This is a genomic window from Herbaspirillum sp. GCM10030257 (genome assembly GCF_042666555.1).
Taxonomy (GTDB): Bacteria; Pseudomonadota; Gammaproteobacteria; order Burkholderiales; family Burkholderiaceae_D; genus Noviherbaspirillum.
In genome coordinates this window covers 89,370-101,978 of record NZ_JBHTDH010000012.1, presented here as the reverse complement: position 1 = coordinate 101,978, position 12,609 = coordinate 89,370, and the positions used below count along the sequence as shown (strand labels likewise).

Here is a 12,609-nt window from a genome sequence, read left to right as displayed (position 1 = left end):
AGAACACGACGTTCATGCAAATTCGAGCGTCTGCCAATGCACAAACATCACTGACTCAGCCGGAATTCGATGCGTCGGTTCCGTCTCCGACCTTCCGCAGTCGTATTGTCCATCAGCGGTTGGTCGGCCCCCAATCCGCTGACCGTCATGATTTGCGGGGTGATACCTTTGGCGACCAGGTAAATTTTGACAGAGTCCGCGCGTGCGCGAGACAGGGCGAGATTGCGTGCCGCATCGCCGATATTATCCGTATGTCCGACGATATCGATCCGTTTTGCCGGTATCGTTTTAAGCGCCTCTGCAAGCTCGTCAAGAATTTCTTTTCCTGCCACGGTGAGCAATGCACTTGCATTTTCGAATTCCACCACGCGGTTCCCAAGTACCTGATCGATGGCTCCTTGGCCGGCAGCCGACACGCGCAGGCCATTTTTGACAGAGTAGGGTTCGTTGAGCCCCCTTGCAAAGTTGCTGCCAATATTCTGACGCGTGGCATCGGTCGCCACTTCACCTTGAATTACGATGTTTGTGCCTTCAACGACTAGCTGACCTTGATGTACTGATTTCAGTTGTGGCGTCAGAAGACTGCTCACGCTGGCTGTCCAGTTCGGTGGCGCGGCAACTCCACCAATGCTGATCTGATCGACGACTCTGTCCTGTCCATATACCTGGATCAGCTTGGCGAGGAGGTTTGCTTTGGTAACGGCGTCCGGAACGATACCTGACGCGACGATCTTGGCAACACCAACGTCAGGGGAACGGGCACTTGTTGCCGTAGCAGACTGTGCATGAACAGTTTCCATGCATACTGAAAGTCCCAGTACAGAAATCCAATGGAAGACAAAAAAGGCGAGCGTTGTTGGTGATGGTTTCATGTGAGAGCGGATAAGTTTTGCGCGGGAGTTTGCAGCTTGTATGCGTCCAATAAGTGGATAGATCTGGTAGTTGATACTTCTATGGACGTATCGTCGTAACGTCCTATCGTCCTATCGATCTATAACTGCCTCATTTCCTGAAACGTCATAACAATTTGTTGTAGCAGCAGACTGTCATGATCCAGATAAGCGGACAACGTCATAGCGGTGCTGTCGCTTGCCAAATTGTGCTCCGCCCACGCCGCATTGCTTAAATCGATCACGAATTCCCGAGCAGCATCTTCGTCGAAGAGCGCACGAAACATCAGCGGTCTCACCCCGCTAAACGTGATAATCATTTTACGTTTGCGGTGCAGTACACCGGAAAGTAGGCTCAGTTCGAGATTGGTGGACCGTAAGAATACATGCATCAGGGTGAGCCAGAATGCTTCTACAAAAGGACGATTTGACGGATCTTCTGGCAAGGGCAGGGCGATCGCCTTACTGGGTGGGTAGAGGGCTACGCTTGATTTTCTTTGCAATGGATACAGCAGGCAATGCAGGGCGAGCACGATTTGCCGTATCGTTGCCTCCTGGCCGCAAAGGCCAAGCAGACTTGTCAGGTCCGCGACGGTCGTGTTTGCCAGAAAGCGGCTGAAATGTTCAGCCGATGCATGATGTGACAGGCAGTGGCCATGGCTCGTCTCGGAAAGCCACGCCAGCGCATCGGATGCAGAATCACTTGTTACTGCAAGTTCAGCCTTTTTGCGTCTGCTGCTTGTGTGCCGGTCAAAGCAGATCGGTCCAAGAGTCAGCAAATGATGTGGTTCCGCAACTTCAAACACCGTTCCCGCGACGAAAGGGAAACGGCGCAATGATGCGTCGCTCCCGGGCACGATGGTTCCGTGAATGGCATGTTTTCGTTGCGTTCCCATGAAAAGGAAGTCGATCGGCTCTGCATGATCGTAACAAGCCTTCCAGTGCGGCACGGCGATGAGATCTTCCATGCCTTGGGCTATCCACCGATCGATGAGCGCAATGACCCGCGCGCCGCCTGTGCTCTTGATAAAATCCCCGCGAGATCTGATTTTGCCAAAGTAGAACGCGCAAGGGTTGCGCTGGAATTCGGATGAAGTCATTTCCTTGATGCTCCGTTTACAGCGAACCGCGTAAAGCCGGATCAGTTCCTGCGATGGCGGCCGGAAGAGTCAGGCCGCGTAACGTGTTGTCAGCCCCGGAATTCGACGTGCCTGCGCCTGTCCTCGTATCGCTGATGAGTTTGAAGTTCAGCGACACGGTATGGTTATCGGCACTCCAGCTCATTACAAAACTGCCATTGTCCAGTTTTCGTCGCTGTGCGGCATTGATGAGTTTTTCCAGGCCGAACTGCCCCTGGAAGTTGGCAATCTCCAGGTTTTTGCCGTCAGTCGTCACTGCAGAAATGCGTGCTCCGGGAAGTCCTTGTGGAGACGGCCAGACAAAGTTCACCCAATCCTGCTGTCCGTTACGATATCGCAGGGTCTGTCCGTCGATGTCTACGGTGTACTCGACGATGCCAGGGCTGGATACCGGCTGAAACTGGAATTGCGTCGTTGGGGTGCCGACATTCATCGCTCCACCGGCAGCCTGTCCTTGTATGCCCACATAGCGCGGCAAGTTGTTCAAAAATACCGGATTGAGCCTGATCCCCATGTCGGCCCAGGTACGTGCGGACACTGTGTCGCCGCGGCGGATGACCAATGGTCCTAAAGTGGATTGGACAAATTTGGCAACCGCTCCTTCGTTGCCGAAGACTTGCCCGATTTCCGCGGGCGTTGCTTCCACACGTGATCCGGCCGAGAAGGGATATTTAGCGGCGAGTGAACGATTGTAGTGGTCGAATACTTGTGCGCTCCAATTACGGTTCAATTCCAGTTCGCTCGGCGTAACGAGGACAGAAAATGCTTGCATCAAGGGCCGGACAAGCAAGGGACGAATGGTGCCGCGCTCACTGTCCGGCATACCGGTCAACATATTTTCGTCGATATATTTCAGGGTTTCGGCCAGTTCCGATCCGTTTCCGTCCAGGGTTGCCTGCATCAGTTGCTTGCTGGCCGGCCCAACATCCCCGGAGTTCTTGATCTGGTTAAAGCGAGATCTGATCTTTGAAAGTTGTGCCAGATAGCCCGTTATGATCGTTGTCCCACCGCTCTCGTGTCGGATGCCGACCAGACGGGCTATCCCGGCGAATTCTTTTCCTACCGTTCCAGTTTGCGCCTCTGCCGGCTTCGTCGGGGGACTTTCCAACTTGATATTGACCTGTGGCGGTGTCTGACGAAGGATGGTTGTGCGCATCCATTGCAGGATGTCGCTTTTTGCGCTCTGCATGCCAAGATTCATCGCTGATGGATTATCCCATGAGGTTTGCGTGTACAGCGTCTGCAGCAAGACGTTTAAGGGCGAACTTTCTGGGTCCCCAAGAAGATTCATGCTTTGCACCGCGCGGTCGAAGGAGTGGAATTCCGCGATCGTAATGCCTTGCATGAATTTCTTCCACTCGGCGATATATTCGGCCTTATACATTCGGATCAGGTCCCGACGAATTTGTTCAGGGCTTCCTTCCAGCGAAAGATCGTCGCGTGCTGCAGTCTTCAAAACCCAATCGGCGCTGCGTAGCTCCTTAGTGCTGGCGTCCTTGATGGCGCCCTCGATAAACTGTTCCCACGCCTCACGTGTAAAAGCGCCTGAAATGGCATAACTCCCTGCAATGAAATCTTTGCCATTGTCTCCGACAATCGATGCGACAGTAATATTAGGGAACCGAGTGGAGGCGCGCATCTTGATTTCCCCGTAGACGCGCGCCCGCGCAGGTGTACCCTTGATAACACTACGCAGGACATCGCGTGACTGATCAACCAGGCCAAGCTTATTTTCAATCAGCGGGAAATCCGGTTCGGCAGCCTGTGCAAGATAAAAGCTAAGGATTTTTTCAGCACTACGAATTACCTGCTCGCGCGATGCATTCCCACGATTCACTTCCAGCCAGTTGCGCCAGAAACGGGTGATCTGATCGCCCAGATGCCCCGTGTCGATACGGTCCCGGTTTGCAAGCATCAGATATGTTTTGAGCGAGTTATAGGCATCCTCTGGGTTGGCAGGCGACACATCCTGATAGGGCGTCGTAGATTTTCGTGGCGCGTCATCTGATCGCGCCGCCAGCGTGTTAGCAACGGCTCCAACGTTTGGCTTGGTGTGTTGTGTCACACCAGCTTCCGTTTTGAGATTGCCAGTCGCAACATCGGTCAGGAATCGCTCCAGCGCAGCAGTAACTGGCACAAGCATCAGTTGTTGCAAACCCTTGAAATATTCCGATCTCAGTTTGTTCTCATGACGCTCGCCTTGGTAAAGACCGAAGCCCAGTGAGAGCGGTTTGCTGACGCGATAGCGCTGCAGTTGTTCGAGCCGGTCCTGCAATAGCTCTAGCGCTTCGAGTCGGGAAGCGAGATCAACGCGTGTCTCTTGAATTTTTGCAGCTTTATCGAGGTCTGCTTCAATGTTTGCCAGATATTGGCGGTTTGCAGTGAACGACCAGCCCCAGACCGCGATCAGAAGACCCAGTGCCAGCGCCCCGCCATAGAAGCCGATCTGACGCAGCAGGAGCTTGCGCCTGCTCGCATATTGGCGCACCAGGTTGCGATCAGCAAAGATGACTGCAGAGAACAGGTTTTTAAGAAAGAAACCAGTGTTGGAGCTTATGGTGGCCGTAAGGCGGCGACCGGTGGACAGACGGTATTGCTGCATCAGACGCTGGCTGGTTGTGGGAGTACCGACGCCTTCCTGTATCGCGCTGGTAAAGTAAAAGCCACGAAAAACCGGTTTGAACTGGAATGGGTTTTCTTCAAACAGGGTCGCCAAAAACGTGCGTAGCTGCTGCCTTACACCTTGAAATTCAACTGGAAACGTCAACGTTCCCGGACTGATGGCCTGTCCCCGGTTGATCGACATGCGATTGGTGGCCATTTCACGCAGCCCATCTGACAGATGATTGAAGTGCTGGTCGAAGAGAGTGACTGCATTTGCCGTCTGGTTGGCATCGTAAGGCAGGGTGGCGCCCCAGACGCGTCCGCGCTCGTCTTCGTCGGTGTCTTCGAAGAAATCTGCGAAGCCGGCAATCAGGTCTACCTTGGTGAAAACGACATAGACGGGTGCGAACAGTGCAAGTTGCTCGGTCAATTCCTGTACGCGCTGGCGCAACTGCTTGGCCAGCATAATCGTTGCATCCGGCCGATTTGCGGAAAGTTCAGCAATGCTGGCAACAATAACGATGCCGTTGATGGGTGCCTTGGGACGGTATTTCTTTAACAGGCCGAGAAAACCGAACCATTCGTTGCGGTCTTCTTCCTGTACTGCATAGCGTCCGGCGGTATCGAGAAGAATCCCTTCGGTGGTAAAAAACCAGTCGCAATTACGTGTGCCGCCTATGCCCTGGACTGCCCGCCCACCTTTATCGGAAAAAGGAAAGTTAAGCCCCGAGTTCAGGATTGCAGTGCTCTTGCCTGCCGCGGGATTACCGATAACGATATACCAAGGCATCTCATACAAGGCCGCGCTGCCTGTTGTCTGGCCGAGCTTGGAGGTCTTGATGGTATGGATCGCTTCAAGCAGGCGCTGGCGCAGCGTTTCGACATCGTCTTTTTTGTCGACCGGGGCAAGTTTCACGGCTTCGCTTGCGTGGTCCTGAAACATGGTGTCCATTGCCAGCGACGCTTTGTGCGAGGCACGCCAACGCACGACCCAGTATGCGCCCCATATCAGCAGGCAGAACATCATGCTCATGGCAATCCATCGCGTGCGGACATCGAAGATGATCCCCACAAGATAAAGGACCGAGGCGAGAAGCAGGAGTCCAAGTGCAGAAATCGTATGTGGGCTTTTCAGGAAATTAAACATCCGGGTCATGGTGAGCGGGGGCGGATTATTGACGCCTTGATGGTCAGTGGCCGAAAAATGGTGCCTTCGGTTCGGCGCTGATGATGCGGTGCGCGTCGTCAGGGTGAAATTACAGAGCCGATAGCATGGAATAACGGCACCTGAGTGCAATCAGATGCCTCATAAATAATCTTTAAATAAATTGCGAAAATTACAATTAGTTGATGATAGTGCAATGCATGTTATTTATGCAATAAATTTTCAGGCCGATGCCGAAATGAATAAAGCAAGGACGGCAAATCGTCCAACAGCACCGTGCTTTGAACGACGGCATTGTTGTTCTGGAAGGGGGGTGCGGTGCCGATCAAGCCACGCCGCTAAACCCTATTTTTGTGCGTGGTGTTTTGCTGCCGGGTCTCGAAGCTCGACATGGCCGAAGTCGCGCATAGTCCAGTGACCACCCCATGTGAGTCCAACCGATTCGGCATACTGTCCATACAGCTGATATCCCGTCATCGCCCACGGATCCTTTTCGGATATGACCAGGCGTCCGTCGCGGTAAAAGCCGTTGTCTGCAGCCAGTCCGAACTGGTGATAGCTTTGAAATGCCTTCGCATTGGTGACATGTGGGCCCATCTTCGCCAAGGAATTCTGTCGTTCCGGACTCCGGTAGCCTTCGATGAGCGCCATTTTGTAACCGTGATTTTCCATCAGCCGAAAGACAGTGAGCAGGCGTTGGCGAAAATCAGGATTCAATAGCGACCATTCGCGACTCGCCGATGCGAGCTCAACACGCTCCGACTCGATCTCGCGCGTGCTGAAGGCCTCCGGAGGGAGCGGGGGTGGAGGGACAAGCTGTTCGCCCTGTAGCAATGCCATGACTACCGGATCATTGTTTGCGGGAAGATCTTCGTAGCCACCAATATCGGGCCTATGCGCAAACCACTGAACTAAAAGGGCAGGAATGCAAAGTAAGGAGAAAAAGAGCAAGGCTCCTCTGCGCCGTCGCCTGATCGCATGGGCCATCCTTTTGCAATTTCCCGCTGCACGTATGGGTCCGGTCCATACCAGGGTGCTTATACGGCTCGCGTAAGCGCAAGTGCGCATAACGAGCACGTCTGTTTCCTTTCGGATTCCTGTCTTGCGTTCTGCAGGCAGAACAAGCCAGCCAGCCAGCGCAATAGCAGGAAGATAGACGGCTGCCAGCCAAAAGAAAAGCACATTTGCCTCACAAATAAATGCAATAAATGCAACTAAACTATTATTATATTGGCAATTTTGCCGAGCGCTAACAAGGAATTTCGGCTCGGCGTGACCAGCATGTATGTAAAGGAAAATAATGAAAAAGCCTATTGGCAGCGAATCGGCAGCCAGCAAAATGGCAGAGCGGCCTTCTCTGTACGACGGTGCAGCCGGTGCCGGTCATGCAGCGGAGGCGTTTAGCATTCTGGATGCGCTGGATGGACCAGAAAAGAAATCAGGCGTGGCTAAATGGATGTTGATCCTGATCGTGATTGCGTTATTGGGCACCGCGTTGCTTCTCTATTCTGCGAAGAAGACCGGAGTTTCTTTCGCAAGGCAGCCCGAGCTGACCGCATTTACCCAGTTCTTCAGCAACAGAACTGAAAAGGAATTGCTGGATGAACCAAACACCGCCGGCTCGCTGTCTTCTACGGATTCCGCCATGTCGCTTGTGACAACGAAGACCGATACACCACAGCCCCTGCAGACGGCGGTTGTCTTCCCATCTCCATTGACGCCTTCAGAAAGAGAACAGCAGGCTGCGATTACCCATGAAGCTTCTGTTACGCCTATTGCACCTGCTGCACAAGCTGTTACCAAAATTGCCGGCACTTCCGTAGCAGTCTCAGGACCAACTGTAGAACCAGTTGTTCCTCCGCCTGCTAAGCCTGCACAACAGGAGTCACATAAGAAAGCCAAGCCCGCAGCGTCAAAGCCGGTACGACAAAAGTCCACGTCGACGGATCGGGTCTCAGCAAAGCCCAGTCACGCGCCGACATCGCATGTACAAGGCAAGAAGGATGACAGGGACGTGGACTTGATCGCTGCCTTGCTTTCCCACGTCGGCGTTGCGGGAAGTGATCGACGCGACCCCAACTCTGTACCCGCACGCAAGACGAATACGCTGAAACGCGAGGGCCTGTCCGGCTCTACGTTAAAAAAGAGCGGTGCACCGGATGCTGGCCGCGATGTCGTGCTGCAATCAGCGGGTGATACAACCGACACCCTCGTCAAGAGATGCCAGGCACTTGGTTTTTTCGAGGGGCAATTATGCCGCTTGCGGATATGTTCGGGCCATTGGGGAAAGGACGCCGCATGTCCGGTGAACAGCCTGGACCGGTCTGACTCGTAGATTCGGTTCCCTGTTGAAGGGTAAAGCGATGAACTGATTTGTCCTGTAGGACAAGATGCGAAAAGCGGTGTTTGCGACCCATGCTAGATGCCTGCAAGGACAATAACCTCAGGCACGTTGCGGTCGCTGCGCAGGCAACCGCAGTACAACCTCAAGTCCACCGGCTCGCAGATTTTCCAGTGTAAGGGTCCCTCCGTGCTGCTCGGCGATATTTTTGGCGATGGTCAAACCTATGCCAGTGCCGCCCGTCTCGCGTGACCTCGAATCTTCAAGGCGGTAGAAGGGCTCGAATACCTTTTCTTTCTCCGCCTCCGGAATGCCAGGCCCTTTGTCTCGGATACGGATCAGCGCAAAGCCGCCATCATATGCCATGTGCACATCGGCTTCATGCCCGTACTTGATCGCATTATCGATGAGGTTGGTCAGGCAGCGGCGTAACGCAATTGGGCGCGCCATCAGCGATGTATGGGTAGTGCCGCTGAACGACACGGACTGACCTGCATCAACCGCATCGGAGCACACACTGTCTACCAGCGAGTCGAGATCCATGCGTTGCATGCCTTCAGCCGAATCCATGCTGCGCGCCAGGTCGAGTCCTTCGCGGACCATAGCCTGCATCGCAGACAGGTCGTTGACGAGCTTGTCACGCAGTTCGGTGTCGTCGACCTTTTCCAGCCGCAAGCGCAAGCGCGTCAAGGGAGTCTGCAGATCGTGCGTGATCGCAGCCAGGATATGGGCGCGTTGCCGGATATGGCTGCGGATGCGGCTTTGCATGAGGTTGAATGCCGCAGCAGCTTGCCGCAGCTCGCGTGCACCACGAACCGGTAGCGGTTCGCGCTCGATGTTATTTCCCAAATCGGTGGCGGCCTGTGCCAGCTGCTTGAGCGGCCGCATGGCCATGCGCGCGACAAAGGCCGCGACGAGGCCGACTCCGAGGATAAAAAGCGAACCGTAAGTTGGAAGATCGAAGCGCGGGAAAAACGGTGGTGGGCGCGGCGGCAGAACGGAAATGTGCAGTCGGGTGCCATCGTTCAAGGTCACAAGCAGGGCTTCACAGCGTCCGCGCCCTTCCGGGCCGCCTCGTCGCGGCGCCTGTGGGGTCGGAGCACAATCGGTCGGATTTGCCGAGGTGGAAACGATGCGATAACTGTCGGGCAAGCGTTGATCGAGCAGCGAGGCAAGCGGCGACCGCGGTTCTGTTATCGGTTCAGAAGGCGCTGCAAACTGGGCGCGCATCCCAATCCCTGCCGCAGCGGAAAAGAAGGGCTCCCGCAGATGGGCGGGTACCGTCTCCAGCGACAAAACAAATTGTGCGACCCGTTCGACGGCGTGAAAGTCCCGAAATTGCCCGATCAGGCGTTGCCGCTCTCCCAGGGCCAGTCCGAACGAGACCGCTGCGCTCAGTAAAACGCCGACGAACAACATCAGGAACACGCGCGTGGTCATGGACTGAAACAGGCTTTTCATTCCTTGGCTACCTGGGTTGCGAGCACGTAGCCTTCGTTGCGGACGGTCTTGATGATTTGCGGCGAGCGCGCATCATCGCCCAATTTCTGACGCAGGCGGCTGATTTGCAGGTCGATGGAGCGATCGAAAGGATCGGCATCGCGCCCCTGTGTCAGATTGAGAAGCTGATCGCGGCTTAACACCCGGTTGGCGTGATCCAGAAAAATCTTCAGCAGGCGGTATTCGGCGCCGGAAAGCGCAACGACGACCCCCTCCGCGTTGATCAGATGGCGGGCGGTGAAGTCCATTGTCCAGCCGGCAAAACGCATCTGCTGTGGCGCATCGGCCTGCATATTGGGCGGCAAGGCTTGTGTCCTGCGCAAAACGCTGCGGATGCGTGCAAACAGCTCACGCGGTTCAAAAGGCTTGGGCAGGTAGTCGTCCGCGCCCATTTCCAGCCCGAGGATACGGTCAACCGGCTCGCCGCGTGCCGTCAGCATGATGACTGGAATGGCGGAGCGCGACCGCAGGTTGCGGCAGAGCGTCAGGCCGTCTTCACCGGGCAGATTGAGGTCGAGAACGATGAGGTCGACGCGATGATCTTCCAGCGCCTTGTGCATCGCCTTGCCATCACCGGCCGTCAATGTGCGGTAGCCGTTTTTTTCCAGATATTCGGCCAGCAAGGTGCTGATGTCGCGATCGTCGTCGACGATCAATATATAAGGAGGATTTTCCATGGGCTTGATTATGGCAATTTCCGTGAGCTGAATGTAGTCAAATTGTATCCTGCTGTTTCGCAGGAAGAGCGGGATACAGGCCGATACAAAGCGCCCGGCCGTGGTTACTTTCCGCTACAACACGCTGGCAAAGCGACAACGGCGCGATACATGCCTGCCGGAAGATGCAAACCGTGCGCAGTGCACGACAACCACTTCGGAAGGAAGAATCATGACCACATTTCGCAAAAGCCTGCTTGCTCTCTTGTTGACGACGGGCGTGGCCGCGGGCACATTCGCCGCCAGTGCGGAACAGCCTGGCTCCGGCCCGACGGGAGCCGGCCCGGCTCACGAGCATCGGCATTCGCCTGAACAGATGCGCGAACGGATGGCCAAACGCCAGGCCGCGCTGCACGACAAACTGAAACTCAATGCAAATCAGGAAACGGCATGGCAGACCTATATTTCCCGGATGAAGCCGGCGGAACGGCTTCAGCGTCCCGACCGGGCTGAAATGGAAAAATTGTCCGTCCCCGAGCGGATGGAAAAAATGCTTGGCATGATGAAGCAGCGCGAGCAGCGCATGACCGAGCGCCTGGCAGCAACCAAGGAATTTTATGCGGTGCTGTCGCCAGACCAGCAAAAGACCTTTAACGATGAGTTCAAGATGCATGGCGGTGGCCGTCGTCACGGCGGACCGCGTTAAACGCCTGCCGTCCTGTAGGTAGTAAGCAGGGGCGAAGCATTGCACGGGCTTCGCCTACCGGTTCTCCATGCGGTTAACTCGTTGTCATCACTGATAAATTCTCCTGTCCTGTGCTTTCTGGCATATCCAGTGCACGGTCGAGCTGTGCCGTGTTACCGATGACTTTGCCAGATTTGGTGAGACCCACAAGGTCTCACCCTTTTTGCACATGACGATTCTCGAAGCTCGCACGTCAATGTAGCTTGATACGCGGATTACGTATCCAGTTGATGGCGTCGGTCCAGGTCGAAAGCCAGGTTCTGAACACCCCATTGACAACAATCTGATGGTGTTTGTGCAGCCACCAGTACATCCACTTGGCGATATTGCCTTCAATGAAGACCGATCCCTTCGCGATGGCGCCCATCAGGCTGCCGATGGTGCTGTAGTTACCGAGCGAAACCAGAGAACCGTGATCGCGGTACTTGAATTCAAGTAGCGATTTACCCTGAAGCATGCGTACCAGGGATTTGCTGAGGGTATAGGCTTCCTGGTGTGCCGACTGCGCGCGGGGTGGCACTGTCGTCTTGCCGTCTTCCAGCGGACACGCAGCGCAATCTCCCATGGCAAAGATGGATGGATCACGGCTGGTCTGCAAGGTGCGTTGCACGACCAGTTGATTGATGCGATTGGTCTCCAGGCCGTCGAGGTTCTTCACGAAATCCGCTACCTTGATACCGGCTGCCCAGACCACGAGTCCGCTCGGAATGAACTTGCCGCTCGCCATTTTTACACCATCCTTCGAGACGTCGACCACACGCTCGTTGGTATGAATCTCGATATCGAGAGAACGCAATTCATTGCCGACCGCGACAGACAGCCGTTCCGGAAGAGCTTGGAGCAAGCGCGGCGCGGCATCGACAATCACAATTTTCAGATCTTTCTCAGGATCGAAGTTCGCCAGGCCATAACTGGAAATGATTTTTGCGGTCATGTGCAACTCGGCAGAAAGCTCGACACCGGTTGCACCGCCGCCGATGATGGTCACAGTAAAGCGCCCTTGGCCGGGTGCACGCGCTTTTGCCTGTGCACGCAGGCATGCATTGACAAGCTGTTGATGGAAACGCTCCGCTGCATCCGGCGAGTCGAGCATGATGGCGTGTTCCCGTGCACCTGGCGTGCCGAAGTCATTCGTCTGGCTACCCACCGCCAGCACCAGCGTGTCATAGGGAATAGCCTGGCGGGGAAGAATTTCTTCGCCGTTTTCGTCATAAGTCGGGGCGACGTAAATTTCTTTCAGTGAACGGTTCAGGCCATCCATACGGCCGAGGCGGAACGTGAAATGATAGTCGCGTGCCAGCGCGAGGTACTCAAGTTCATCGGCATGACTATCCAATGTGCCAGCCGCAACCTGATGCAACAACGGTTTCCACAGGTGCGTGCGTTCGACATCGACCAGGGTGATGATTGCCTTCTTGTGCCTCCCGAGTTTTTTTCCGAGGCGAACCGCGAGTTCCAGTCCGCCGGCTCCGCCACCTACAATGGTGATACGGTGTGGGCTCGTACTTGCTCCTGCTGCCTGAGTCAAACTTTTCTCCTTGGAAAATGGGCTCGTCATATTCTTAATTA

Annotated in this window: 9 protein-coding genes; 2 read left to right on the top strand and 7 right to left on the bottom strand. The window is 55.0% G+C overall.

Features of this window, described 5'->3' with window-relative positions:
• Window positions 1-47: 47 nt before the first annotated feature.
• From ACFQUU_RS18235 to ACFQUU_RS18220, 4 genes are all read right to left on the bottom strand, one after another.
• Window positions 48-800 (bottom strand): OmpA family protein, encoded by a 753-nt coding sequence (locus tag ACFQUU_RS18235; protein ID WP_382249527.1) that lies wholly within the window; start codon window positions 798-800, stop codon window positions 48-50.
• Between the two features lie 191 nt (window positions 801-991).
• Complete coding sequence (gene tagF, locus ACFQUU_RS18230; RefSeq protein ID WP_382249526.1) at window positions 992-1,990, bottom strand: type VI secretion system-associated protein TagF; 999 nt, start codon at window positions 1,988-1,990, stop codon at window positions 992-994.
• A 16-nt stretch (window positions 1,991-2,006) separates the two neighbouring features.
• On the bottom strand, window positions 2,007-5,780 hold the full coding sequence (gene tssM, locus ACFQUU_RS18225) for a type VI secretion system membrane subunit TssM (protein WP_382249615.1): 3,774 nt from the start codon (window positions 5,778-5,780) through the stop codon (window positions 2,007-2,009).
• Window positions 5,781-6,143: 363 nt separating this feature from the next.
• Complete coding sequence (locus ACFQUU_RS18220) at window positions 6,144-6,980, bottom strand: M15 family metallopeptidase (protein WP_382249614.1); 837 nt, start codon at window positions 6,978-6,980, stop codon at window positions 6,144-6,146.
• A gap of 118 nt (window positions 6,981-7,098) precedes the next feature.
• On the opposite strand from ACFQUU_RS18220, the gene ACFQUU_RS18215 reads away from it, so the two are divergent.
• Window positions 7,099-8,133, top strand: a complete 1,035-nt coding sequence (locus ACFQUU_RS18215; RefSeq protein WP_382249525.1) for a hypothetical protein — start codon at window positions 7,099-7,101, stop codon at window positions 8,131-8,133.
• A gap of 108 nt (window positions 8,134-8,241) precedes the next feature.
• On the opposite strand, the gene ACFQUU_RS18210 is transcribed toward ACFQUU_RS18215, so the two are convergent.
• Together ACFQUU_RS18210 and ACFQUU_RS18205 are read right to left on the bottom strand one after the other, a co-directional pair.
• Complete coding sequence (locus tag ACFQUU_RS18210; RefSeq protein ID WP_382249524.1) at window positions 8,242-9,600, bottom strand: ATP-binding protein; 1,359 nt, start codon at window positions 9,598-9,600, stop codon at window positions 8,242-8,244.
• Window positions 9,597-10,316 carry a response regulator gene (locus tag ACFQUU_RS18205; RefSeq protein WP_382249523.1) on the bottom strand — a complete coding sequence of 240 codons (720 nt, stop codon included), beginning with the start codon at window positions 10,314-10,316 and terminating at the stop codon, window positions 9,597-9,599. Before ACFQUU_RS18205 ends, ACFQUU_RS18210 begins: the two co-directional genes overlap by 4 nt.
• A 211-nt stretch (window positions 10,317-10,527) precedes the next feature.
• Between ACFQUU_RS18205 and ACFQUU_RS18200 the strand changes: the two genes are divergently transcribed.
• Entirely contained in the window at window positions 10,528-11,001 is a 474-nt protein-coding gene (locus tag ACFQUU_RS18200; RefSeq protein ID WP_382249522.1) for a Spy/CpxP family protein refolding chaperone, read from the top strand.
• 232 nt (window positions 11,002-11,233) lie between these two features.
• Here ACFQUU_RS18200 and ACFQUU_RS18195 read toward each other — a convergent pair whose 3' ends face one another.
• On the bottom strand, window positions 11,234-12,568 hold the full coding sequence (locus ACFQUU_RS18195) for an NAD(P)/FAD-dependent oxidoreductase (RefSeq protein WP_382249521.1): 1,335 nt from the start codon (window positions 12,566-12,568) through the stop codon (window positions 11,234-11,236).
• Between the last annotated feature and the right edge of the window lie 41 nt (window positions 12,569-12,609).